This window comes from Pollutimonas rozaliensis (assembly GCF_048751585.1).
GTDB lineage: Bacteria > Pseudomonadota > Gammaproteobacteria > Burkholderiales > Burkholderiaceae_B.
Window position 1 is genome coordinate 49,439 of sequence record NZ_JAZHOB010000002.1, and the last position, 23,409, is coordinate 72,847.

Sequence of the window (23,409 nt, forward strand, 5' to 3'; positions counted from 1 at the left end):
CATATATACTGGGCGTCCTTTTCCAGACAGAAGGTAACCATGTCCTGGCGATTCATCTTTGCAATATTAGTCTTGGCCGCGGGCGCCTCCGCCTGGGGAGGCCTGCGCCTGGGCGACTGGCTGGTGGCCCATGGCCCGGTAGCGCCCATCCCCCCCGAGCGGCCCGAACTTTCCGCCGTGCCCGTGCTGGATGCCAATGGCTTGCCCTACGTGGCCCAACCTCCTCAGCCGCTGCTGAACGGACAGCAAGGCGTGCCGGACGCGCCCACAGCCATTGCATGGCAAATACCGGAAACGTCGCTGGACGAAACCACATCGAATCCGGCCATCCCGGTGGCGACCACACCCATCACCATGGACGAGGCCCAGCTTATCGCCCAGTCGAACAATGCCGCGCCCGGCTTGCAAGGCATTGCCGATGTGGGCAGCCTGGGCCTGGGCGCATCGACCCCTGCCGGCCAGAAAGCCCCCCTGCAACCCATAGAGGTCGCGCCTCCCCCGCCTCCGCCGCCCGTTGCGGCCGCCGGAAACAACCAGGCCTGGCAAGCCAGCCTGCGCCAGGACCTTCAGGCTTGCAGCGCCCAGGGCTTTTTCGATAGGCCCAGTTGTGCCTGGACGGCGCGCAACAAATACTGCGAACCCAACAACGCCTGGGGCCGCGTGCGCGACTGCCCCGCCAAGTCGTTTTAATTTCAAGACCGGCAAGCTTCGCTTGCGCGGCTCAAAAACAACCCCCGCTGTATGCAGGCAGCGGGGGTTGTTTGTTCTATGGGTAGAGTCCGCTTGCATTTTCAACAAGCGCCGCCCCGGTCTTGGTACAGCGGTTCTTCTTACTCCAGCTCGCCCATCTGGGACTGCAGGTAGTTCTGCAAGCCCACCTTGCCGACAAGCTCCATTTGGGTTTCCAGCCAGTCGATGTGCTCTTCGGTATCGTTGAGTATGTCCTGGAAAAGATCGCGCGATACGAAGTCCCGCACCGATTCGCAATAGGCCATGGCTTCTTTCACGGTCGCCTGCGCGGCCGATTCCAGCTTGTGGTCACAGGAGAGGATTTCGGGAACGTCCTCGCCTATCATCAGCTTATGCAGGTCCTGCAAATTCGGCAGGCCGTCAAGCATGAAAATGCGCTCGATCAGGCGATCGGCATGCTTCATCTCGCCAATGGATTCTTCGTATTCATGCTTGCCCAGTTTGTCGAATCCCCAATGGTTCAACATGCGAGCGTGCAGAAAGTATTGATTGATGGCGGTCAGCTCATTCTTGAGCTGTGCGTTCAGATGCTTGATAACGGTGGTGTCGCCTTTCATGGCCGTGCTCCTGGAACTAAGGGATGGGTCGATAAGCCATCGACGCCGCGCTGGGGCGTCAGGGCAAGTCTTGCTCGACCATAAGGCTACCATGCCGATAAGCCTTTTTCAGCCGCCACGCGCACGCGGAAAGGCAAGGGCGGCGGGCCAGGCGGCCGCTGCTTGAGAACAGGAATGAATTGATTTATTAATACTGTTCCAGCGCAAAAGACCGGATACGCAGGAGGAACGAAGCGCCAAACGAAAAAAAAGACGCTTTTCAGGAAGAGAAACGGGAGAATTGGCGAGCGTTTTCCATAAAGGAACACTCGATCCGCCGTCAGCCGGCTATTTTGTTACAAAATGAGTCAGGCGCGGCGAATCGCGACTTCCACCATGACGGCGCGAACCGAAAGCTCGGAATCGTTGGCGGCTTCGGTAACCAAAGTGCCCGCTTCATGGTGTGTCGATGCCTGACCGGCATAGCGGCCACCCGGCAGATATTCGGCCGCCGTCTCGGCGCAGCAGCCGCAGCAGGCCGCCACACCCAATTGTCCCTGGAGATCGGACAAGGTGTTGGCACCCTCGGCTACGGCCGTCTGAACCTGCCGTTCAGTGATGGCGTTACAGATACAAATGAACATGAGAATAATTATCATCCAATATAATTAAAAAATCAAATCATTTGGATGATCCAGCCTGAAGGCCGGCCGTCTTTTGTCCCATCCTGGCAACGCGGCGCAATGCGCCGACAGTCAGCGGGTATTCAGGGCCGCACGCGCCTTGCGCATGATGGCGGGTTCTATGCCGGCCGCTTCGCGGTACTTGGCCACGGTGCGCCGGGCAATCACCACGCCCTGCTCCGCCAGGCGCAGCGCAATCTGGCTGTCGGACAGCGGCTTCACATCCGATTCCTCGGCGACCAATTTCAAGATCAGCGCGCGCACGGCGGTCGCCGAGGTCGACTCGCCGCCATCGGTCTGCAATGCCACCCCGAAGAACCCTTTGAGCTCGATGACGCCCCAGGGCGTTTGGGCATACTTCTGCTTGGTCGCCCGCGATACCGTGGATTCGTGAAGCTCCAGTTCCTGGGCGATATCGCGCAGCAACAAAGGTCGCATGCCTCCGACGCCGTGTTCAAAAAATTCCTGTTGCTTATCCACAATGGCCTGAGCCACCCGCAGGACCGTCACGAAACGCTGGCTTACGCTTTTGAGCAAGCCGTGCGCCTGCTGAAGCTGGTTCTGCATCGCGGGCGCCGCGAGCGCCTTGCCCAGCAAATCCTCGTACATGGAATTGATGCGCAAGCGCGGCATGATCGTCGGATTGATTCTGGCGACCCATCGCTTGCCGACCTTGCGCACCAGCACGTCGGGCGTGATGTAGTCGGCCGTCGAGCTGGCCCAGTCGCGGGCGGGCTTGGGCTGGAGCTGCAGCAAGACCGCATGCGCGGCCCGCAAGACGGCCTGGTCGCAAGACAGCGCATCGCGCAGCTTGGCCAGATTGCCCGTAGCCAGCAAGCCCAGATGATGACGGGCGATGTCGCGCGCGCATTCCAGCGCCTCAGGCGCCAGCACCGTATCCGGCGCCGGCTGTAGGGACTCCAGTTGCAGGCACAGGCATTCGCTTAGCGATCTTGCGCCCACGCCGGGCGGATCAAAGGATTGCAGCAGGCGCAAGGCGGCATGCAATTCATCCGGCCGGACCATCAATTCCTGCGGCAGGCAGGCAAGTATTTCATCGAGCGATGTCGGCAGATAGCCGTTTTCATCCAGCTCCTGGATCAGCAAGGTTATCAGGGCGCAATCGCGCGGCTCGGCACGCGTCAGGCGCAATTGTTCCAGAAGATGGTCCTGCAGGGTCTCGGCCAGGGCGGTCTCGGGACGGGTGGGCTCATCGTCCGAACCGGTGCTGCCGGTACGCCCCGACATGCCCGGCATCATCCAACGATCTTCCTGCGCCTGCTCTTCATCGGCTACCGTATCCCGACCATCGGTGTCATACTCTTCTTCGCGTTCGAGCAGCGGGTTTTCCAGCAAGGCCTGCGCCACCTCCAGTTCCAGCTCGTGCGCCGACAGCTGCAGAAATCGTATTGATTGCTGCAGCTGCGGGGTCAGCGCCAATTGCTGGTGCTGACGAAGTTCCAAAGACTGACGCGATTGCATAGTTAAAATACGTGTATGAAACCAAATTCCCTGCAAGAACAGCCTACGCCCACTCGCCAGGACCGTGCCCTGCTGCGCAACACCTTGCTGCGGCTTACCGCCACGCAAAAGATCGTATGCGCGGTGGTCGTCGCGGTGGTTGCCCTGATCTGGTACGACCTGCTCAATCGCCTGGTGGCGTTCGGCCGAGGCATCGATTATGAGGGCCTGCACGCGCTGGGCGTCCAGGCCGTGGCGCTATTGAAACAGTACAACCCCTTTTTCTGGTGGGCGGTCGTAGCGCTTTGCACGCTTATTATTGCCTATTTTCTGTATGGTTTTGTACAAGGCGCCTTACGCCGGGTCCGCGCCAAAATGGTGGACGAGGAAACCATACAAATGCTGGCCTCGAAATTGTCCGAGCCGGCGCTGGAAGTGCTGCGCTGGTCCTGGCAGGATCGCCGCGAACCGATCACCGTGGGCGATTTACAACGCGCCGCCGCAGAATTGCGCGGCGGCCGGGCTGCAAAAATTGCCCTGGCGCGGCGCCAAGCGGCTCTGCTCCAAGGGTCGCAGGCCGATGCGGACGCGCAATAAAACTTGCCAAGAGTCCAAGAATATGGTTGACTATCGTCATGCAGCCCAAACACGCATCCCTCGTTAATGCCCACGCCAGCAGCCATGCTGCGGGTGGCGCATTGCGTGTTCCGCGCAATCCCCTGCGCGCTTGCCTGCTGTCCTCGCCCGCCCTATCGCTACTGCTACCGATCGGTTGCCGGGCCTAGCGTCGCGTGGCAGTTCGGCAGCCTGTTTTCAGCCACACCCCCAATCCAACACCGTCATTGAATGCCAAAGAGCCGCTTTCCTGGCTCCGGTGATTGCGATCAGCCTATTCCGTTATACAAAGGTGTACCCATGATTTCCAATCCGTCCGACAAATACCGTCCGTTCGTCCCTTTCGTACGCGATTTTTCCGAGCGCACGTGGCCCAGCAAGCGCATTACGCATCCACCCATCTGGATGAGCACCGATCTGCGCGACGGCAACCAGTCTCTGATCGAACCCATGAGCGTTGAACGCAAGCTGCGTTTTTTCGAGCAACTGGTCAAGATCGGTTTCAAGGAAATCGAAGTCGGTTTTCCATCGGCTTCGCAAACCGACTTCGATTTCGTGCGCAAACTGGTCGATGAAAAACGCATACCCGAGGACGTCACCATCATTGTGCTGACGCAGTCGCGCGAAGACTTGATCCAGCGTACGGTGGAATCGGCCGCCGGCGCCAAAAAAGCCATCGTCCACCTGTATAACGCCTGCGCCCCGGCCTTCCGAAAGATTGTGTTCAACATGAGCAAGGACGAGGTCAAGGAAATCGCCCTGAGCGGTACGCGCCTAGTCAAGAAACTGACCGGCCAGCACCCCGAAACCTCCTGGCGCTATGAGTATTCCCCCGAGGTTTTCAGTACCACCGAACCCGAGTTCGCCCTGGACGTGTGCAACGCCGTGACCGAAGCCTGGCAGCCTACGCCTGACTCGAAGATCATCTACAACCTGCCTGCCACGATCGAGGCGACGACGCCCAATATGTACGCCGATCAGATCGAATGGATGCACAACAACTTGAAGCAGCGCGACAGCATCGTGCTGAGCGTGCACCCGCACAACGACAGGGGCACCGCGGTGGCGGCGGCCGAGCTTGCCGTCATGGCCGGCGCCGACCGCATTGAAGGCTGCCTGTTCGGCAATGGCGAGCGCACGGGGAACGTCGACTTGGTAACTTTGGCCCTGAACCTGTATACGCAGGGCATACATCCGGGGCTGGATTTTTCGGACATCGACGAAGTCCGCCGTTGCGTCGAATACTGCAATCAGCTGCCGGTGCATCCGCGCCATCCCTATGCGGGCGACCTGGTCTTTACCGCATTCTCGGGCTCGCACCAGGATGCCATCAAGAAGGGCTTCGCCCGCCAGGAAGCCGATGCGCCATGGGAAGTGCCTTATCTGCCTATCGATCCGGCCGACCTGGGCCGCAGCTACGACGCGGTTATCCGCGTCAACAGCCAATCGGGCAAGGGCGGCGTCTCGTACCTGCTGGAGCAGGAGCACGGCCTGGTGTTGCCGCGCCGCCTGCAGATCGAGTTCAGCCGCGCGATTCAGCGCGTCACGGACGAGACCGGCGCGGAAGTGACAGCCACCAAGGTGTACGATATTTTTTCCAGCGAGTACCTGGATGTCGAGCAGACCTGGAAGCTGATACGCCACCGGATCACGGGTGATCCCAAGGCCGGCAGCGGCAATCAGTTCGTGATCGAAGCGGAGGTCGAGGAAAACGGCCAGGTGCGAAACCTGGTCGGCCGCGGAGACGGCGCGATTTCGGCATTCGTGAATGCGCTGGACAGCGATGTGAAGATCATGGACTACCACGAGCATGCGATCGGCACGGGCACGGACACGCGCGCGGCCTGCTATGTGGAGTTGCGGGTGGGCGAGTCGTCGACGGGCTTCGGGGTGGGTATCCATGAAGACATCGTTACCGCTTCGTTCCTGGCCATTCTTAGCGCGGTGAACCGCCATGCGGTGGCGCAGAAGGCGGAAGCCATGGCGGCCTGATCCCGTCTCGACTACTTTGCTGTCCGGTCTTGTGGCCGGACAGTGTTAATTGAGCGCCTTGGTTAAAAGCCGGGGCGCTTTTTTGTTTGGTTTGCGGCGTGGATTCGGGACTTGGTACGTTGAGTTTCTTAAGCGGCGTGGCGGTGTGCGCTGGACCTTTTTCTTTCCATGTTTCTTAAGAGGCGCGACTGGTGGGCCGGGGCCGCTCTCCCATCGCTGCGGCCCCTTCGGGGCTACCCTTGTCCTCGCTTCGCAACGGGGGGCGGACGCGAACTCATGAATCAAGCAGCCCCCGGCTGCTTGATTCATTCAGACAGCGCGTCCTCTTACGCCCCCGCCGCAAAGCGAGGACTGCGGCTTGCTCAAAGGTCGCTCGGCCCCGGCCCACCAGCCGCGCCTCGAAATACCGGCAAGATGTAGATTCGCAGTTGCATACGGCGGGACCAAGCTCTGCATAAGCTGGGCCGCCAGAAGACATGAAGCTTCTCACCAAGTCGCAATCGTTACCGGTTGGCCAGGCGCCTCATTACCTAGAGGCAAGCCCCTCGTGGGATCCGTGCCAATTTTCCTCTGCATCCAAGGCGTCCACGGCTTCTGCGCGGGTAATCCCGGCGAAGCCGGGATCGCAGCACGTCAAGCCCGGACGACCCATACCCGTGAACGCCTGGTTCAAGAAGAGGAACCATCCCATCAACGGCCCAGCTCAAGAAGGAAGCAAAACATCCAAACCCATCATCTACGGGTAATCACTGTAATAAGCTCGCAATAGTTGATGTCTAATATGAAAACGTTTTCATCAGACCTTTAACGGTTGGAGGGGCGTTTTGGACAGCAAGCGGCGCACGAATCCGATCTCTATTCTCAGGATCGCCGACGAAGCCGGCGTATCGCCAGCCACGGTTTCGCGCGTGTTCAATCGACCCGCGCTTGTGCAGGCCGATACCCGCGAGCGCGTTCTGGATGTCGCCGGCCGCCATGGCTTTCGTCCCAACCGACTGGGCAGCAGCCTGCGTTCGGGCAATACTCGCACACTGGGGCTGGCCCTGCCCACACTCTCGAATCCCGTTTTCGCCGATTGCTTCGAAGGCGCCGAGATGCGCGCCCGTCAGTCCGGCTACAGCGTCATGATGACCGCCACGCATTACGATCCCGAACTGGAGATCGATGCCGTCCACCGGCTTATCGACCATCAGCTTGACGGCATCATCCTGACTGTTGCCGATGCGCGCGCCAGTTCGGTCTTGAAGATGCTCAAGCGGCACGGCATGAGCTACGTGCTGGCCTATAACGAGTCGGACAGCCATCCCTGCGCCGCGGTCGACAACTATGCCGCCGCCTCCGACATGATTACACACCTGGCGCAACTGGGGCATCGGCACATCGCCTTCGTCAGCGGCCCGCTGAATCTGTCGGACCGCGCCAAATCACGCCTGGCCGGCGCCCGGCATAGCGCCCGTGAATGGGGATTGAAGCGCGTACAGCATGTCGTCATGCCCAGCCACACCGGTTCGGACACCGCCACCGTCCGCGACATCCTGCAATCCGCAACGCGGCCCAGCGCGCTCTTCTGCTCCAACGATCTGCTGGCCACCGCTGTCATTTCCAGCATCAAGGAACTGGGCGGGTCGGTGCCGGGCGACATTTCGGTGGCGGGTTTCGATGGCATCCGGTATGGCGCCTTCATGTCGCCCAGCCTGGCCACCATCGAAGCGCCGGGATACGAAATCGGCAAAGCGGCCTGCCATCTGCTGCTGCAACAAATCGAGCAGCGCGGCGCGGGCAGCGAACGGTTGCCCCACAGGCTGATCGCCGGCGCCAGCGTCGCCGCTGTGGAGCCGGCCTCAAAAAGGAAAAGCCATGCTTATCGCGCAAATCAGTGATCTGCATATCCAGCAAGCCGGCAAGCACAGCCAATTGATACAGGCCGAGCGCCACCTTGCCGCCTGCGTGAATGCGTTGAACGGCCTGAATCCGCGTCCCGACCTTGTCGTGGCCACCGGCGACTTGACCGAGCATGGCCGCGCCCAGGAATACCAGATGCTCAAGCCCCTGTTGGCACAGCTGGAAATCCCTTTCCTGCTCATTCCCGGCAACCACGACAGCCCCGCCGCGCTGCGAGCGGCCTTTCCCGAACACCGCTATCTGGATACCGGTTTTCCCTTCATGCAGTACACCGTCGACACCTGGCCTTTGCGCATCATTGCGCTGGACACCACGGTTCCGCGCAGCAGCGCGGGCGAGCTTTGCGCCATGCGCCTGGCATGGCTGGCCGACGCCCTGGCGCAGGCGCCGGACCGCCCCACCGTCATATTGATGCATCATCCGCCCTTTGAAACCGGCATCAGGCTCATGGACGATCTAGGCTTGTTGAAAGGCCGCGAATCGTTTGCCGAAATCATCGCCCCGTACCGCAACATCGAGCGCATCCTGTGCGGCCATCTGCATCGGACCATCATGTGCCGCGTGGGTGGCGCCATGGCATCGACCTGCCCGGGCACCGCACACCAGATCGTGCTGGATTTGGACGATGGTGCGCAGGAGCTGAATTTCAATTTCGAACCGCCGGGCTACCAGTTGCACTGGCTGGGCCCGCAAGGGCTGGTCACGCATCATGCCCTGATCGGGAATTTTCCCGGCCCTTATCCGTTCTAGCGCTAACAGGCTGTAGCCCATGTCCACCATTGTTCTGGATTCCATCACAAAACAGTTCGGCAGCGCCCCGCCGGCCGTCGACCGTGTCAGTTTCGAGGTCGAGGCCGGGACGTTCGCCGTTCTGCTGGGCCCTTCGGGTTGCGGGAAGTCGACCACGCTGCGCATGATCGCGGGCCTGGACACACCCACCTCCGGCCGCATACGCATAGGGGGGCACGATGTGACCGACCTGCCGCCCTCCAAGCGGAAGATATCCATGGTCTTCCAGTCGTATGCGCTGTTTCCGCATCTGTCGGTCAGGGAAAACATACTGTTCGGCCTGAGGGTGCGCAAAGAACCCGCCGCGCAGCATAAGCCGCGCCTGGCAAAAGTTGCCGCGCTGCTGGGTCTGGAAAAGCTGCTGGACCGCAAACCCTCGCAATTGTCGGGTGGACAGCAGCAGCGCGTGGCGCTGGGCCGCGCCGTTATTTCGGAAGCGCCGGTATGCCTGATGGACGAACCTCTGTCCAATCTGGATGCGCAACTGCGGCATGAGATGCGCCGCGAAATCCGCGCGCTTCAGCAGAATCTCGGCATCACCATGGTGTATGTCACCCATGATCAGACCGAAGCCATGAGCATGGCCGATCGCGTGGTGCTATTGAACGGTGGACACGTCGAACAAAACGACACGCCGGACAGGTTGTACGGCATTCCCAGCTCCGAGTTTTCGGCCCGCTTCATCGGGACGCCCCCCATGAACCTGCTGAGCCTGGACGCGCAAACCCGCCGCCACCTGGGCGGCGCGGGCGAAGAACTCCAGCATATGCCCGCTGCGGCGGCCAAGCTGGGCATCCGTCCAGAGCATATCGCCATAGACAACGCAGGCGGCGTTGCCGCCACCGTCGAGACCGTCGAGTACTTCGGCGCCGACTCCATCGTGGTGTGCACGCTGGGAAGCAATCCCGGCGTCGCCGTCCGCGCCTCCGGACACCTGCGCGCCCAGGCCGGCGAAAAAATCACGCTCCGCTGGAGCCCCACGCAGCAACATTTCTTCGACACCTCGGGCAAGGCGCTCAGCCGCCCACCCGTTCATTCTTGATAGGAAAAAATCATGCGACGCACTTTCTTGAAAGCCCTTGCATTCAGCCTGGCGGGCGCCTTCTGCGCGGCTCCCGCCTGGTCCCAGGCTCAGCCTGTGGAAATCGAGTTCTATTACCCCGTAGCCGTCGGCGGCCCTATTACCAAGATCGTCGACGGCATGGTCGACGAGTTCGAGAAAAGTCATCCCGACATCAAGATCAAGTCCATCTACGCCGGCACCTATCAGGATTCCGTCGCCAAGGCGCTGACCGCGCACAAGGGCGGCCATGCCCCGCAGCTGGCGGTGTTGTTGTCCACCGATATGTTCACGCTGATCGACGAAGGCGCCATCGTTCCCTTCGATCCCCTGGTTCAGTCGGACGAAGACAAGAAGTGGCTGAATGGCTTCTACAAGGGTTTCATGGCCAACAGCCAGACCGGCGGAAAGACCTGGGGCATTCCGTTCCAGCGCTCGACCATCGTCATGTATTACAACAAGGACCTCTTCAAGGAGGCGGGCCTGGACCCGAACGCGCCTCCCGCCACCTGGGACGAACTGGTAGCCCAGGCAAAGAAACTGACCAAGACGGACGGATCGGGCCAGGTGTCGCAATGGGGCCTGGAGATCCCGTCGGGCGGCAGCTTTGCCTACTGGCTTTTCCAGGCGCTGACCACGCCGAACGACGCCATCCTGATGAACGAGGCCGGCAACCAGGTGTTCCTGGACAAGCCCGCGGTCATCGAAGCGCTGCAGTTCTGGCATGACCTTGCCTACAAGCACAAGGTCATGCCCACGGGCACGATAGACTGGGGCACCACACCCAAGGATTTCCTGGTCGGCAAGACGGCCATGATGTGGACCACCACCGGCAATCTGACCAATGTGCGCAAGAACGCCAAGTTCGATTTCGGCGTGGCGCCCATGCCCAAGGCCAAGCGTGGCGGCAGCCCCACCGGCGGCGGCAACTTCTACCTGTTCAAATCGGCCACGCCCGAGCAGCAGAAGGCGGCCTATGCTTTCGTCAAATGGATGACCAAGCCTGAAAACGCAGCCGCCTGGAGCATTGATACCGGCTATGTCGCAGTTACCCCGGCTGCCTGGGAAACCGACAAGATGAAGGACTACGTCAAGGAAGTGCCGACCGCCCTGGTGGCGCGCGATCAGCTGGAAGTCAGCGTGGCCGAGTTTTCCACCCACGACAATCAGCGCATCACCAAGCTGCTGAACGACAACATCCAGGCCGTCCTGACCAATTCGAAAACGGCGGAACAGGCGATGAAAGACGCCCAGCGCGACGCCGACCGGCTGCTGCGGTCCTATAAGTAAACAAAAGGCATGAAGACCTCGTCGCTTAACGCGGTGTATGGCTGGCTGCTCCTGCTGCCAGCCATCACCCTGCTTGCCGCGTTCACCCATTATCCGGCCCTGGCCACGCTTTGGCACAGCTTCTTTTCAACGCCGAAAGCCAATCGTCCGGCGGTGTTCGTGGGCCTGGAAAATTTCTCGGCCATGGGCGACGATCCTGTTTTCTGGCAGGCCTTGTGGAACAACCTGGCCTATGCATTGATCACCATTCCGGTATCGGTGGCAATCGCGCTGATCATGGCCCTATGGGTCAACCGCAAGCTGGCGGGGCGCGGCTTCCTGCGGCTGGCGTACTTCACGCCGACCGTGCTGCCCATGGTGGCCGTGGCCAATATCTGGCTGTTCTTTTATACGCCGCAGTACGGCCTTATCGACCAGATCGCCGACCTGTTCAATCTGCCGGGCATGAATTGGCTGGGCAACCGCGGCACGGCGCTGCCGGCGCTGATGCTGGTCACCATCTGGAAGGAGTCCGGCTTCTTCATGATTTTCTACCTGGCCGCCTTGCAGCAGATATCGCCTTCGCTGCGGGAAGCGGCCCTGCTGGAGGGCGCGTCGCGCTGGCAATACTTTCGGCGGGTGCTGCTGCCGCTGCTCATGCCCACCACGCTGTTCGTGCTGATCAATGCGCTGATCAACGCCTTCCGCCTGGTGGACCATGTGCTGGTGATGACCAAGGGCGGACCCGACAACGCCAGCACCTTGTTGCTGTTCTATATTTATGAAGTGGGATTCAGCTACTGGGACACCTCATACGCCGCGACCCTGTCGGTCGTGCTGCTGCTGATTCTTTCCATCACGGCATTCATCAAGTTCCGCTGGCTCGACCGCAGGACACACTACCGATGACGCATAAGCTCGATACCCTGGGCGCCTGGCTGCTGGGCATACTATGGTTCCTTCCTCTGGCATATGCGCTGTGGGCGGCCTTCCACCCTTCCGCCTATGCGACCAATTTCGAATTGACCGCGCCACTGACGCTGGACAATTTCATTGCGGCTTGGCATGCCGCGCCCTTTGCCCGGTATTTTCTGAACACCTTCATTCTGGTGACCATGGTGCTGGCGGCGCAACTGGTCTTGTCGACCCTGGCGGCTTATGCGTTCACGCGTTTCGAATTCAAGGGGCGCGACCTGGTCTTCCTGCTGGTGCTGCTGCAACTGATGATCATGCCCGATGTGCTGATCGTCGAGAACTACCGCCTGATGTCCTGGCTGGGCGTGCGCGATACGATCTTCGCGGTGGGACTGCCTTATTTCGCCTCGGCATTCGGCATCTTCCTGCTGCGCCAGACCTTCAAGACCGTCCCCCTGGAGCTGGAGGAAGCGGCCCGCGTCGAAGGCGCAAGCCGCTGGCAGATACTGATGAAAGTCTATGTGCCGCTGGCCCGCCCCATATACGTGGCCTATGGACTGGTATCGGTCAGCTACCACTGGAATAATTTCCTGTGGCCTCTGATCATTACCAACTCGGTGGAGTCGCGTCCGCTGACGGTGGGGCTGCAGGTGTTCGCCTCGACGGATCAGGGAATAGATTGGTCCGTCATCACCGCCGCTACGCTGCTTAGCGCCGCGCCCCTGCTGATCGCCTTCCTGCTGTTCCAGAGGCAGTTCGTGCAATCATTCATGCGTGCGGGAATCCGCTAGCGCGCTGTTCGCTTGCCTCGGTCAGAAACCCACGACCAGCCCCGGCAAATCCACCGTGATGCGCGGCTTTTCCAGCGCCAGCGCCGCCTGCTCGGCGTACTCGCGAGCCAACTGGCCATCCTGCGCCAGCTTGGCATAGCCCAGGGCATCGGCCACGCCCAGCATCTTGTCCAGCAGCAATACCTTGCCGCTCGGGCGCAGCGGTTCGCAGCCCAGCCGGGTCCAGGTGGCGTCGAACCAGTCCCGGGCGGCAAGCGGCGCCTGCCCGCCGGGATCCACATCGACGCTCAGTTCCAGCGACTGCCGGCTATTGAAAACGATCGTAACCACACTACGCATGCATGCTCCCGTACAGGCACTGGGCCGGGTGATTTTTTACCATGTCGGAGCGGGCTCCCAGATGACATCGGCATTATGCTCGCGAGACAGCCGCAGCATGGCCAGCAACGGAAAGGCGCGGCGGCGAAAGCTGACCGGCTGGGCGATGGGATGCGTCCTGGAATCGTTATCGTCCTGATGATCGTCGGGAAATTCGGATTCCGTATCGGCGGAAATAGCCTGTTCTATGCCCTTTATGGCGGCATCCAGTTGATCGCGCGTAATAACGCCGCGTTCTGGAAGGGTATCGGTGTATGGCTTGCCGGCGGCCTTGAGTATGGGCAAGGCGTGCTTGGAGAACATCAGCACTTCGGCGGCTGCTTTAGAGTGAAAGACGACTAGCATTTTCGGTTTCCCTCAATAGACACATTAGTACACTACCCTATCTCAAGGGCGCTGCCAAGCGGCAAGATATTGGGGTTTTCTTTGTATGAGGAAGCCATGTCGCGCACGCTCCGCGTTCTTCTGCTGGCATGCCTTGCGGGCCTGCCGCAACAGGCTTGGGCGCAGGGCACTTGCGGCCCGGCGCAACTGGGCTCCCCTTGCGCCCAAGGGGGTATCGCCGGCCCTCCAAACAGCGAACCCGGCCTGAACCTGGCCGCGGGTAATCCCATACACCTTGTCACTGGCAACAAATACCAAAAAGAAACCGACTTGCCCGCCCATCCCATGGCGCCCGACATCGAAATCGTGCGCCATTACAACGCGTTCGACCGCCGGCCGTCCGCGCTGGGGCAAGGCTGGGCCTTGTCCTACGATATCCGGCTATTTCACGCCGGCGGACGCTGGCAAATCGTACAGGCCGATGGCAGCCGCATCGACTTCGGCCGGGCCGCCGGCAAGCCGCTGGCCAGTTCGTACGGCACCCTTGCCGCCAAAGGCGATCAGTGGGTGTGGTCCTGGCCCGGCCGGAAGCAGTTGCACTTCGACAAGCATGGCTACCTGATCCGTATCCAAAGCAATGCGGGCAGCGCCATCCACTTGCATCGCGCCGCGCCATCCGGCCCTCTGGCTCACGCCATCGAGCGCGTCGACAACGACACCGGCACGGCGCTGCGCTTTGGCTACCGCATCGTCAATGGCCAGGCCCAGCTTGGCCACATCGATACGGCTCGCGGCCGCTTCCACTATCAGCACGATGCGCTAACGCGGCTGACCGGCGTCATTCGGCCCGACGGCATGCAGCGGCGCTATCTTTACGAGCCCGAACGCCAGGCGGGAAACGCCTTCGCCCTGACCGGCATCGAAATCCTTTCCGCCAGCGGGCAGGACACGCTCAGACTGAATACCTGGGCCTACGATGCACAAGGCCGCGCCATTCTGTCCATTTCCGGAGAACCGGCCAGCGCAGCCGGCAAAGTGGCGCTGCACTACACCAGGCCGCCCACGGCCCGCCAAAGCGGGCTGACGGTGGCGCGCAATGCCCGGGGCCAGGAAACCCGGTTCGAAACCGCCCTGCTGGGCGGCCGCCATGTTTTGACCCAGGTCAGCGGCGCCGCCTGCCCCGGTTGCGCGGCTCCCGGCAGCCAGGCCCGATACGATCAGGACGGCCGCCTGCTGCAACTGAACGGCGCCACCCTGCGGCGCGACGGGCATGGCGCGGTCCGCGAGGTCCATCCCGGCATGCCGGGATGGCCGGGACTTGCCCTGCGCTACCACGCCAACGGAATGCGTGCATCCTGGAGCTCATCGCTGACCGGCACGGAATACATTCACTACAACCCGGGAGGCCTGCCGGCGCTACGGCTTTTCGCCAACGGCGATACCATCCGTTATGAATACGATGCGCTGGGCCGCCCCCTGCGGCTGCTCGAGAAAAACGCCCAAGCGGAACAAGTCACCACGCTTTCCTGGCATGGGACTCTGCTGACCCGCATCGACCATCCCCAAGAAACCGAGTCGCGCAAATACGATGAACACAAACGCCTGCGGCAACGCACGGTAAGCCGAGCATCGGCCGGCCCGCAACCGCTGCACTACACCGAGTCGTTCGACTACGACTCCGCGCACCGCTTGACCCGCCATCACCTGCCCGAAGGCGGTGCGCTGGAATACCGCTGGAACGGCCAGGGACGCCTGGCCGCCATACTTTGGCACGATGCCCAAGGGCGGCCCCATAGCATCATCGACAGCGAACCGGGCATCCCGGGATACCGCTATGGCAACGGCCTGGAATTGTCCACCGCCCTGGATGGCCAGGGCCGGGCCGACCTGCTGGCATTGTCGCGCAACGGCGATCCCATCTGGCTGCTGCGCCACCATTACGACGAGCATGGCCGGCTAAGCCAGGAACAACATACGGCCGGCGGCTTCAGCGAGAGCTGGCGCTATGCCTACGACGACCGGTCCAGGCTGGTGGGCGCGAAAAGAACTGGCAATCACCCGGGAAACACCCCGGAAAACGCGGCCCGCCAGCAGGAACAAGTCTGGTATGCCTGGAACGACGACGGCTCCATGGCCGCGAAGCGGCTTGACGGATCCACCCGTAAACCTTCCATGCGGCGTGACGCGTCCGGGCTTCCGCTGGCTATCGGCGGACACACGCTTGATTTCGGCCCCAACCGCCGGCTGATCCGCGTTCACGCCCAAGGGAAGCTCCTGGCCAGCTATACGCATAACGCATTTGGCCATCGCATAAGCAGCCGTAGCCCGCAGGCCGGCACCGATTACTTTTATCTGGACAATCGGCTGGTTGCCGAACGGCGGCACCCGCAAGAAACCACCAGCCCGGCCTTTACGCTTACCCGCCGCTATATCTACGCCCAGCATGTGTTGGTCGGCATGATCGACTACACCCAGCCGGCGCTGTACTGGGTGCATTCGGACCTTGTCGGCGCGGCAAGACTGCTTACCGACCAATATCAAAAAATACGGTGGCAAGCCAGCTACAGCCCCACCGGCCTTGCCACCCGCATCGCGGGCGACATGAGCCTGGACATACGCCTGCCCGGACAGGTATTCGATGCCGCGACCGGCTGGCACGATAATCTGCTGCGCACCTATTTACCGCAGTGGGGCCAGTATGCCGAGCCCGATCCTTTAGGCCCCGTGCCCGGCAACCAGGCACTGGGCTATGCCGCGCAACAACCCAGGCGCTATGCCGATCCGCTGGGTCTGCTGTTGTTTGCTTTCGACGGCACACGCCACAGCCCTGCAACGCAAAGCAATATATGGAAAATGAGCCAAGCTTATCGCGACGGCCCGGTCTTCTATCATTCAGGGCCGGGCAATTCCCTGTACCTGGACTGGGACGCCATCACCGCGGGAAGGGCGGCACAAATCATCGAAAACCAGTGGCAGTCCCTGCTCAACGCGCTAAGCCGGACCGGCGGCCCGAACGACACCATTCCCATCGACATCATCGGATTCTCGCGCGGGGCGGCGCTGGCCAGGCATTTCGGCAATCTGATCAGCCAGCACACCGCGCAGGGCCTGTTCTCGTATGCCGACACATTGCGCGGCCACATCTCCGCCTGCATCGACCTGCGCTTCATGGGCTTGTTCGATACCGTCGCGCAATTCGGGCCGGCCGGCCTGCGTCGGCCCAACTTCGACCTGACCATCGCCCAAGCCTGGCAATGGGTTGCACACGCCGTTGCGCTGCACGAACGCCGCTGGATTTTCCCGCTTACCCTGGCCTCCGACGCCGATGGCCACAACATCGTCGAGGCACCCTTCATCGGTGCGCACGCCGATATCGGCGGCGGCGCGCTGCGGGCAGCCGATGGCCAGGCCGAAACGCGCGGCGACCTGTCCGATGTGGCCCTGAACTGGATGCTGTGGCAGGCCGGCGCCGCCTCGGTCAAGTTCCAGCCCCTGCCGGAAAGCGACCATGAAATCACGCTGCCCATCCTGCACGACGAACGGTCCGCCCTGCTTCGATCGGCTCAAGACGGCGACCGCCGCGTCGACACCGCCGGCGGTTCCATCCGGCATGCCTACCAGGACGATCATCCGCTGCTGGGGCGCGACGCCCGGGCGCGCACCGAAGCCCTGATCGAACGCCATGAGAACTGGCGCGGCAGCGCCGGCTCCGAGGTCGGCATGGTCGATATGGCGGGCTACGCCCAATGGCTGCATGACGAATTGGGATGGCGCCCCTTGGCCGCCTGACCCGCACTTCCCTTGCGCGGCCAGGGCCGATCAGCCCATGACGACGCAAATAACGTTATCATTTACCTCTTCTTGGCGTTTGCACAGGGGCGCCGACCCCAACGGCCCACCAGATTCATCCGGGCCCGGCCACGCTTCTCTTTTCGCTTATCTATTCATCTTATGCTTCCAGGGCAACAACAACAGCTCATTTCGCTTATACAGGCCGCCGTCGGCGCGCTCCTGCCCCAGGCAACACCCACCATCCTTCTTGAGCGCCCCAAAGTCGCCGCCCATGGCGACATTGCCTGCAACGTCGCCATGCAACTGGCCAAACCGGCCGGACGCAATCCGCGCGAGCTGGCGCAACAAATCGTCGATACCCTGCTGGCCGATCCGGCCACTGGGGAAGTGGTGGCGTCGGCCGAGATCGCCGGCCCTGGCTTCATCAATTTCCGGCTGGCCGTCTCCGCGCGCCAGGCCGTACTGCTGGCGATCGCCCAGGAAGGCGCGCACTACGGCCGGCAACCGGCACGCGCGGATAAACTGATGGTCGAGTTCGTGTCCGCCAACCCCACCGGCCCGCTGCATGTCGGACATGCCAGGCAGGCCGCCCTGGGCGATTCGCTTTGCCGCCTGTTCAGTGCCCAAGGCTTCGACGTAACGCGCGAGTTCTATTACAACGACGCGGGCAACCAGATCGACAACCTGGCCATCAGCGTGCAGGCGCGCGCCAAAGGCATCGCTCCGGACTCTCCCGATTTTCCGCCTGACGGCTACAAGGGCGATTACATCGTCGACATCGCCCGCGACTTCCAGGCCAAGGCGACGGTACAGGCCTCGGACAGCGCAGCGGTCACCGCCACGGGAAACATCGACAGCCTGGACGATATCCGGCTCTTCGCCGTGGCCTACCTGCGGCGCGAGCAGGATCTGGACCTGCAGGCCTTCGGCCTGAAGTTCGACAACTATTACCTGGAAAGCTCGCTGTACACCAGCGGCCGCGTCGAAAAAACCGTGCAGGCGCTGATCGCGGCCGGGCATACCTACGAAAGCGAAGGCGCGCTGTGGTTGCGCACCACCGAACTGGGCACGGGCGACGACAAAGATCGCGTCATGCGCAAGTCCGAAGGCGGCTATACCTATTTCGTTCCCGATGTCGCTTACCACGTGGCCAAATGGGAGCGCGGCTTTCATCGCGCCATCAACATCCAGGGCACCGACCACCACGGCACCATCGCCCGCGTGCGGGCCGGCCTGCAAGGGCTCGAGCTGGGCATCCCCAAGGATTTCCCCGCCTATATCCTGCACAAAATGGTCAAGGTCGTGCGCAACGGCGCCGAAGTGAAGATATCGAAGCGCGCGGGCAGCTATGTCACTTTGCGCGACCTGATCGAATGGGTGGGCCAGGATGCGGTGCGCTTCTTCCTGATCCAGCGCCGGGCGGACTCCGAATTCGTCTTCGACATTGACCTGGCGCTTTCCAAAAGCGAAGAAAACCCGGTGTACTATATCCAGTACGCCCATGCGCGTATTTGTTCCATGCTGGCGCAGTCGGCCGAGCTGGCCGACCGGATACCGGCCGCGGCCGTCGACAAGCTGCTTGCCCCGACCGAGTTCGCCCTGATGCAGCGCCTGGCCGAGTACCCCGGCACCCTGGCATTGGCTACGCAAGAACTGGCTCCGCATCACCTGGCTTTCTGGCTGCGTGACTGCGCCGCCGATTTCCATGCGTGGTATAACGCCGAACGTGTCCTGGTCGACGACGCCGAACTGCGGCTTGCGCGTTTGCGCCTGGCCAGCGCTACCAGGCAAGTTATTGCCAACGGCCTCGAACTGCTCGGGGTTTCCGCTCCTGAAAGGATGTAAGCACTTCTATGGCCCGCAACAGTCGAAAATCGTCTAGCTCCAAATCGGGCGGCAGCACGCTGTTTGGAATACTGATCGGCCTGATTTTCGGGCTGATCGCCGCCGTCGCGGTCGCCTTGTTCGTTACGCAAGTACCCATGCCCTTCGTGGACAAGGCCAGCCGCGATCCGGCCAAGACGCTGTTGCCCGACGTCCGGCAGGCGCCCGACCCCAATCTCGGCCTGTATGGCAAGGACGGCCCGGCTGGCCCGCAGCCCACCGGTCCGACGGCGACCGCCCCGGTGCCTTTGCCGGGTACGGCGCCAACCGTGCCCGGAACGGCGGCTCCCGCGCAAGACAACATCGGCAACCTGATCGCCAGTCTGGGCAATGCCGACAAGCCCGCGGCAAGCCAGCCCGCTCCGGCCCCAAGCGCCGCGGCCACCAAGCCTCCCCCGGGAACCGAGCCGCCCGCCAAACCGGCACCGGCTGCCACACAGACAACCTATTACTTGCAGGCGGGCGCCTTCCGGTCGGAAAGCGACGCCGAAGCGGTCAAGGCGCGCATACTGCTGCTTGGCCTGCCCGCTCAGGTACAGAAGGCCCAGGTGAACGGCTCAACCGTCAATCGCGTACGGGTGGGGCCCTTCAAAGGGATAGACGAAATGAACCGCTCACGCGCGCGGCTGGGGGCCGAGAAAATCGATTCCTCGGTGGTTCGGCCCTGAATGATTTGCGCCGGCTGAACTTGTCGCCTTGTTTATAGTCTTAATGACTTTTGATTCTCCTGGAAAACATTATGTCGCTTAAACATCTGCTTCTACGCACTCTTGCCACGCTGGCTGTAGGTTCGGGGGCGCTGCTGTTACCCGCAACGCAAGCCCAGGCCGCCGATCGCCATGTCGTGGTGGATCCGGCCCAGCCGTCGGATACCAGCGGCAAAATCGAAGTCCTGGAGTTCTTCGCCTATACCTGCCCGCATTGCAATAGTATCGAGCCTCTGGTCCAGAAATGGGCCAAGACGCTGCCCGATAACGTGGTGCTGCGCCCGGTGCCGGTGGCGTTCAATGCCAGCATGGAAGATCTGCAGAAGCTCTATTATTCGCTGGAGGCGATGAATCGCCTGGATTTGCACGATGACGTCTTCAAGGCGATACATGTTCAGCGCAAACGCATCTATGACGCGGATGCGATGGCCGATTGGGTGGCCAGCCAAGGAGTGGATCGCAAGGCCTTCATGGATGTTTTCAATTCGTTCGGCATCAAGTCCAAGGTGATGCGGGCGAACGAACTGGCCAAGGCTTACAAGATTGAGGGTACGCCCAGCATTGCTGTTGGCGGCAAGTATGTGACGTCGCCGACGATGACGAACAGTTATGAAGGGACAATAGAAGAGGCCCAGAAGCTGGTGGAGATGGTGAATAAGTAGGCTCCGTCTTTGTTCTTCCGGCGCCCTTGATATTGGGCGTCTTTATTCCTTCTTTAGCTCGTTTGATATTTGGCTTCGGTGCCCTCATTCTTAAGCGGTGTCTGGTTCAGGGCGGGCAGGGCTAGACGCTACCGATCCTGGCTACCCTGAACCAGACACCGTCGATAGATGTATTTCGGGCGTGTCGCATGCAGCGCTGCTTACCGTTACGCCCGCGCTTTATCCAGAGCCTGGGCGATGTCGGCGGTCAGGTCGTCGGGGGATTCCAAGCCGATGTGCAGGCGGACGATGGCGTTGTCGCTGCGCTGCCAGTAGCCGTGGGGCTGCAATGCGCCGTGGTCGACCAGCTGGACCAGGCTTTCGAAGCCGCCCCATGAAAAACCGATGCCGAACAGGGTCAGGCTGTCGACGAAGCGGCGGGCGGCGGATGGATTCAACTTCAGTTCCACGGACAGCATGCCGTTGGAGCCGGTGCAGTCGCGTTGCCAGATGGCATGGCCCGGGTCGCTGGGCAGCGCGGGATGGTAGATGCGCGCCACTTCGGAGCGGCCAGCCAGGAAATCGCAGACCTTCAGCGCGTTTTCGGCGCTCTGGCGCATGCGGATGGGCAGGGTGCGCGCGCCGCGTATCGCCAGCCAGGCATCGTCGGCGCTGACGGAGTAGCCCATGGCGTAATGGGTATCGTTGATGCGCTTGACGATGGCCGGATCCTTGGCCATGACGGCGCCCAGCATGAGATCGGAGTGGCCTCCCACGTACTTGGTGCCCGCCACCACCGAGATATCGGCCCCCAGGTCCAGCGGCCGATAGACATAGCCCGATCCCCAGGTGTTGTCGGCGATCAGGATGAGATTGTGCTTGCGGGCATAGTCGGCCAAGGCGGGGATATCGAGCATCTCGAACAGCAGCGATCCGGGCGATTCTATGTACAGGACGCGGGTGTTCGGGCGCCGCTGCGCTTCCAGTTCGGACACGATGGCGCGGCAGTAGGACACGCCGATATTCATGCGCGTCAATACGGTCTTGTCCAGGTAGCGCACCGGTCCATAGGCGCAGTCGGCGATCAGCACATGATCGCCGGCGTTCAGGACTCCCAGCAGCGCCAGGGTGATGGCGCCCATTCCGGATGAAGCCAGGAAGGCCCGCTCTGCGCCTTCCAATTCGCAGAAAACCTCTTCCAGGGCCGCATGGGTATCCATCCCCACACGGCCGTAGGTGACACTACGCTCGCCTTTGGCCTTGCCCGCCTGGGCCCGGTCCAGCACATCCAGATTCTGAAAGCGTACCGTGCTGGTTCGCATGGAAGGCAGCGCCACGGGAGCCGACCCGGTCGAAGGGTCGAACTGGGCGATGCCGGTGTGCTGTAACAGGGTATCCAGGTGTGCGGTAGCGTTTTTAGCCATGGTTGATCGTCAATGAGCGTTAGAATTTCAAGTCTCGATGATAATGTATCTTGCCCCCGCCCATCATGCTGACCTACGATGTAGCGCTTTCTTTCTTCGGCATTGCCGTGTTGCTGGCCTTGGCCCCGGGCCCGGACAATCTGTTCGTGCTGATGCAGTCGGCCATGTGGGGCCGCAGGTCCGGGATGCTCGTCGTGCTCGGCTTGTGCACCGGCCTGATCGGCCATACGCTGGCGGTCGCCGTGGGCCTGGCGGCCGTCTTTGCCGCATCCGAAGCCGCCTTCACCGCGCTTAAGCTGGCCGGCGCGATATACCTGCTTTATCTGGCCTGGGGCGCCTTCCACGCCCAGGGCGCAGATGCCGCCGGCAACGAAAAGCCGCTGCGGCAAGGCAAAGCCCAGCTTTATCGGCGCGGCATCGTCATGAACCTGACCAACCCCAAGGTATCGCTGTTTTTCCTGGCTTTTTTGCCGCAGTTCACCAGCCCTGAACGCGGCTCGGTGGCGGTGCAAACCGCAAGCCTGGGCGCGCTGTTCATGCTCGCCACGTTATTGGTATTTGGCCTGATTGCCTGGTTTTCCGGAACGCTGGGCCAGCGCATGCGACGAGCGCAAACCGCGCAGCGTTTGCTGAACCGCGTTGCCGGCGCGGTATTCCTGGGCCTGGCCGTGAGGCTGGCCTTGTCGAACCGCTAGGACAAGCCCCGCCTCGGGACGCCAAGGCGGGCGCCTTTACAGAAAGAACGCGGCCAAGCCGGTGAACAGCAATAAATACAAGGACGCCACACGCACGTAATTTTGCTGCCGTCCGACCGACCACCGGTGCAACCATGTGCCCAGCACGCTGGCAACGACGGACACGGGCAGCAGGATCGCGACGTACACCGCCTGATCGACGGTAAGCGATCCGCCGATGGCCAATGGCGTCAAGGTGGCCACCTGGGCAAAACTGAAGTACACCAGGCTGACCGACCGCAACACGCTGGACGACAGGCCGGGAATGGAAAGCAGATAAAGAATGATGGGCGGCCCGCCTATACCGGCGATGGCCGTCATGAAGCCGCTGACAGCGCCCGTCAGGGTGTCCTGCAGCACGCCCCTTCGGCCCTTGTAGTACCAGCCTGCCAGCATCAGCACGGCGACGGTGGTAACGACGACCGCCACTGTCTTGCGCATGATGACGGGGTCCACCATATGCAGCATGGCCAGTCCCACGGGCAGGCCCAGCAAGGAAGGCAGGAACAGGCGCAGGACCAGCTTCCAGTCGACGATGCGCAGGGCGTCCGGCAGCATCTGTATGGTCGTCAACAGGTTCAACAGCAGAATCACCACCAGCACATGGGTGGGAGGCATCAGCAAGCTGAAGACGGGAGCCATGAGCAAACCGGCTCCGAAGCCGGTAAAGCCCCGCATGAGGCCGCCCACGAAAGTGGCCCCCGCCAGTACCGCGAATACCGGTAGCGGGGGCAAGGCCTGCATCGCCCAATCGGGAATCAT

General features: G+C 61.8%; 21 protein-coding genes. 14 read left to right on the forward strand and 7 right to left on the reverse strand.

Annotation, left to right across the window (positions count from 1 at the left end):
- The first annotated feature begins 39 nt into the window (after window positions 1-39).
- Window positions 40-690 (forward strand): hypothetical protein, encoded by a 651-nt coding sequence (locus tag V0R37_RS03475; RefSeq protein WP_420373179.1) that lies wholly within the window; start codon window positions 40-42, stop codon window positions 688-690.
- 140 nt (window positions 691-830) lie between these two features.
- On the opposite strand, the gene bfr is transcribed toward V0R37_RS03475, so the two are convergent.
- The 3 genes from bfr to rpoN all read right to left on the reverse strand — a co-directional run bounded on the left by bfr (window position 831) and on the right by rpoN (window position 3,451).
- Window positions 831-1,307 (reverse strand): bacterioferritin, encoded by a 477-nt coding sequence (bfr, locus tag V0R37_RS03480; RefSeq protein WP_420373180.1) that lies wholly within the window; start codon window positions 1,305-1,307, stop codon window positions 831-833.
- A 347-nt stretch (window positions 1,308-1,654) separates the two neighbouring features.
- Window positions 1,655-1,930: a (2Fe-2S)-binding protein gene (locus V0R37_RS03485; protein WP_420373181.1), complete on the reverse strand. Its 276-nt coding sequence runs from the start codon at window positions 1,928-1,930 to the stop codon at window positions 1,655-1,657.
- A gap of 111 nt (window positions 1,931-2,041) precedes the next feature.
- Window positions 2,042-3,451 carry an RNA polymerase factor sigma-54 gene (gene rpoN, locus V0R37_RS03490; protein ID WP_420373182.1) on the reverse strand — a complete coding sequence of 470 codons (1,410 nt, stop codon included), beginning with the start codon at window positions 3,449-3,451 and terminating at the stop codon, window positions 2,042-2,044.
- Window positions 3,452-3,466: 15 nt separating this feature from the next.
- Between rpoN and V0R37_RS03495 the strand changes: the two genes are divergently transcribed.
- The 8 genes from V0R37_RS03495 to V0R37_RS03530 all read left to right on the forward strand — a co-directional run bounded on the left by V0R37_RS03495 (window position 3,467) and on the right by V0R37_RS03530 (window position 12,763).
- The gene (locus tag V0R37_RS03495; protein ID WP_420373183.1) at window positions 3,467-4,027 is read left to right on the forward strand and encodes a hypothetical protein; all 561 of its coding nucleotides are present in this window, start codon (window positions 3,467-3,469) and stop codon (window positions 4,025-4,027) included.
- Window positions 4,028-4,345: 318 nt separating this feature from the next.
- Complete coding sequence (gene leuA / locus V0R37_RS03500; RefSeq protein WP_420373184.1) at window positions 4,346-6,037, forward strand: 2-isopropylmalate synthase; 1,692 nt, start codon at window positions 4,346-4,348, stop codon at window positions 6,035-6,037.
- Between the two features lie 824 nt (window positions 6,038-6,861).
- Window positions 6,862-7,917: a LacI family DNA-binding transcriptional regulator gene (locus V0R37_RS03505; RefSeq protein WP_420373185.1), complete on the forward strand. Its 1,056-nt coding sequence runs from the start codon at window positions 6,862-6,864 to the stop codon at window positions 7,915-7,917.
- Entirely contained in the window at window positions 7,895-8,689 is a 795-nt protein-coding gene (locus tag V0R37_RS03510) for a phosphodiesterase (protein WP_420373186.1), read from the forward strand. Before V0R37_RS03505 ends, V0R37_RS03510 begins: the two co-directional genes overlap by 23 nt.
- A 19-nt stretch (window positions 8,690-8,708) precedes the next feature.
- The gene (locus V0R37_RS03515) at window positions 8,709-9,770 is read left to right on the forward strand and encodes an ABC transporter ATP-binding protein (protein WP_420373187.1); all 1,062 of its coding nucleotides are present in this window, start codon (window positions 8,709-8,711) and stop codon (window positions 9,768-9,770) included.
- Window positions 9,771-9,782: 12 nt separating this feature from the next.
- Window positions 9,783-11,078: an ABC transporter substrate-binding protein gene (locus V0R37_RS03520; protein ID WP_420373188.1), complete on the forward strand. Its 1,296-nt coding sequence runs from the start codon at window positions 9,783-9,785 to the stop codon at window positions 11,076-11,078.
- A gap of 9 nt (window positions 11,079-11,087) precedes the next feature.
- Window positions 11,088-11,966 carry a carbohydrate ABC transporter permease gene (locus tag V0R37_RS03525; RefSeq protein WP_420373189.1) on the forward strand — a complete coding sequence of 293 codons (879 nt, stop codon included), beginning with the start codon at window positions 11,088-11,090 and terminating at the stop codon, window positions 11,964-11,966.
- A complete protein-coding gene (locus V0R37_RS03530; RefSeq protein WP_420373190.1) occupies window positions 11,963-12,763 on the forward strand; it encodes a carbohydrate ABC transporter permease in 801 nt (266 codons plus the stop codon). The genes V0R37_RS03525 and V0R37_RS03530 overlap by 4 nt, the downstream gene beginning before the upstream one ends.
- 21 nt (window positions 12,764-12,784) lie before the next feature.
- On the opposite strand, the gene V0R37_RS03535 is transcribed toward V0R37_RS03530, so the two are convergent.
- A complete protein-coding gene (locus tag V0R37_RS03535; protein WP_420373191.1) occupies window positions 12,785-13,102 on the reverse strand; it encodes a hypothetical protein in 318 nt (105 codons plus the stop codon).
- Between the two features lie 36 nt (window positions 13,103-13,138).
- Window positions 13,139-13,486 carry a DUF1840 domain-containing protein gene (locus V0R37_RS03540; RefSeq protein WP_420373192.1) on the reverse strand — a complete coding sequence of 116 codons (348 nt, stop codon included), beginning with the start codon at window positions 13,484-13,486 and terminating at the stop codon, window positions 13,139-13,141.
- A 96-nt stretch (window positions 13,487-13,582) separates the two neighbouring features.
- Here V0R37_RS03540 and V0R37_RS03545 point away from each other — a divergent pair, with 96 nt between their 5' ends.
- The 4 genes from V0R37_RS03545 to V0R37_RS03560 all read left to right on the forward strand — a co-directional run bounded on the left by V0R37_RS03545 (window position 13,583) and on the right by V0R37_RS03560 (window position 20,510).
- Window positions 13,583-17,254 (forward strand): phospholipase effector Tle1 domain-containing protein, encoded by a 3,672-nt coding sequence (locus tag V0R37_RS03545; RefSeq protein ID WP_420373193.1) that lies wholly within the window; start codon window positions 13,583-13,585, stop codon window positions 17,252-17,254.
- A gap of 162 nt (window positions 17,255-17,416) precedes the next feature.
- Window positions 17,417-19,102, forward strand: a complete 1,686-nt coding sequence (gene argS, locus V0R37_RS03550) for an arginine--tRNA ligase (RefSeq protein WP_420373194.1) — start codon at window positions 17,417-17,419, stop codon at window positions 19,100-19,102.
- A gap of 8 nt (window positions 19,103-19,110) precedes the next feature.
- Complete coding sequence (locus V0R37_RS03555) at window positions 19,111-19,809, forward strand: SPOR domain-containing protein (RefSeq protein ID WP_420373195.1); 699 nt, start codon at window positions 19,111-19,113, stop codon at window positions 19,807-19,809.
- A gap of 71 nt (window positions 19,810-19,880) precedes the next feature.
- Window positions 19,881-20,510: a thiol:disulfide interchange protein DsbA/DsbL gene (locus V0R37_RS03560; protein WP_420373196.1), complete on the forward strand. Its 630-nt coding sequence runs from the start codon at window positions 19,881-19,883 to the stop codon at window positions 20,508-20,510.
- A 206-nt stretch (window positions 20,511-20,716) separates the two neighbouring features.
- On the opposite strand, the gene metC is transcribed toward V0R37_RS03560, so the two are convergent.
- Window positions 20,717-21,913, reverse strand: a complete 1,197-nt coding sequence (gene metC, locus V0R37_RS03565; protein WP_420373197.1) for a cystathionine beta-lyase — start codon at window positions 21,911-21,913, stop codon at window positions 20,717-20,719.
- A 65-nt stretch (window positions 21,914-21,978) separates the two neighbouring features.
- Here metC and V0R37_RS03570 point away from each other — a divergent pair, with 65 nt between their 5' ends.
- On the forward strand, window positions 21,979-22,608 hold the full coding sequence (locus V0R37_RS03570; protein ID WP_420373629.1) for a LysE family translocator: 630 nt from the start codon (window positions 21,979-21,981) through the stop codon (window positions 22,606-22,608).
- 36 nt (window positions 22,609-22,644) lie between these two features.
- Here the strand turns inward: V0R37_RS03570 and V0R37_RS03575 are convergent, their stop codons facing one another.
- On the reverse strand, window positions 22,645-23,409 hold the full coding sequence (locus V0R37_RS03575) for a TSUP family transporter (protein WP_420373198.1): 765 nt from the start codon (window positions 23,407-23,409) through the stop codon (window positions 22,645-22,647).

What these genes read in the sequence shown, in the direction of transcription:
- V0R37_RS03475 (WP_420373179.1), top strand. Translation starts at nt 40, where the DNA reads ATGTCCTGGCGATTCATCTTTGCAATATTAGTCTTGGCCGCGGGCGCC.
- bfr (WP_420373180.1), bottom strand. Translation starts at nt 1,307, where the DNA reads ATGAAAGGCGACACCACCGTTATCAAGCATCTGAACGCACAGCTCAAG.
- V0R37_RS03485 (WP_420373181.1), bottom strand. Translation starts at nt 1,930, where the DNA reads ATGTTCATTTGTATCTGTAACGCCATCACTGAACGGCAGGTTCAGACG.
- rpoN (WP_420373182.1), bottom strand. Translation starts at nt 3,451, where the DNA reads ATGCAATCGCGTCAGTCTTTGGAACTTCGTCAGCACCAGCAATTGGCG.
- V0R37_RS03495 (WP_420373183.1), top strand. Translation starts at nt 3,467, where the DNA reads ATGAAACCAAATTCCCTGCAAGAACAGCCTACGCCCACTCGCCAGGAC.
- leuA (WP_420373184.1), top strand. Translation starts at nt 4,346, where the DNA reads ATGATTTCCAATCCGTCCGACAAATACCGTCCGTTCGTCCCTTTCGTA.
- V0R37_RS03510 (WP_420373186.1), top strand. Translation starts at nt 7,895, where the DNA reads ATGCTTATCGCGCAAATCAGTGATCTGCATATCCAGCAAGCCGGCAAG.
- V0R37_RS03515 (WP_420373187.1), top strand. Translation starts at nt 8,709, where the DNA reads ATGTCCACCATTGTTCTGGATTCCATCACAAAACAGTTCGGCAGCGCC.
- V0R37_RS03520 (WP_420373188.1), top strand. Translation starts at nt 9,783, where the DNA reads ATGCGACGCACTTTCTTGAAAGCCCTTGCATTCAGCCTGGCGGGCGCC.
- V0R37_RS03525 (WP_420373189.1), top strand. Translation starts at nt 11,088, where the DNA reads ATGAAGACCTCGTCGCTTAACGCGGTGTATGGCTGGCTGCTCCTGCTG.
- V0R37_RS03530 (WP_420373190.1), top strand. Translation starts at nt 11,963, where the DNA reads ATGACGCATAAGCTCGATACCCTGGGCGCCTGGCTGCTGGGCATACTA.
- V0R37_RS03535 (WP_420373191.1), bottom strand. Translation starts at nt 13,102, where the DNA reads ATGCGTAGTGTGGTTACGATCGTTTTCAATAGCCGGCAGTCGCTGGAA.
- V0R37_RS03540 (WP_420373192.1), bottom strand. Translation starts at nt 13,486, where the DNA reads ATGCTAGTCGTCTTTCACTCTAAAGCAGCCGCCGAAGTGCTGATGTTC.
- V0R37_RS03545 (WP_420373193.1), top strand. Translation starts at nt 13,583, where the DNA reads ATGTCGCGCACGCTCCGCGTTCTTCTGCTGGCATGCCTTGCGGGCCTG.
- argS (WP_420373194.1), top strand. Translation starts at nt 17,417, where the DNA reads ATGCTTCCAGGGCAACAACAACAGCTCATTTCGCTTATACAGGCCGCC.
- V0R37_RS03555 (WP_420373195.1), top strand. Translation starts at nt 19,111, where the DNA reads ATGGCCCGCAACAGTCGAAAATCGTCTAGCTCCAAATCGGGCGGCAGC.
- V0R37_RS03560 (WP_420373196.1), top strand. Translation starts at nt 19,881, where the DNA reads ATGTCGCTTAAACATCTGCTTCTACGCACTCTTGCCACGCTGGCTGTA.
- metC (WP_420373197.1), bottom strand. Translation starts at nt 21,913, where the DNA reads ATGGCTAAAAACGCTACCGCACACCTGGATACCCTGTTACAGCACACC.
- V0R37_RS03570 (WP_420373629.1), top strand. Translation starts at nt 21,979, where the DNA reads ATGCTGACCTACGATGTAGCGCTTTCTTTCTTCGGCATTGCCGTGTTG.
- V0R37_RS03575 (WP_420373198.1), bottom strand. Translation starts at nt 23,409, where the DNA reads ATGATTCCCGATTGGGCGATGCAGGCCTTGCCCCCGCTACCGGTATTC.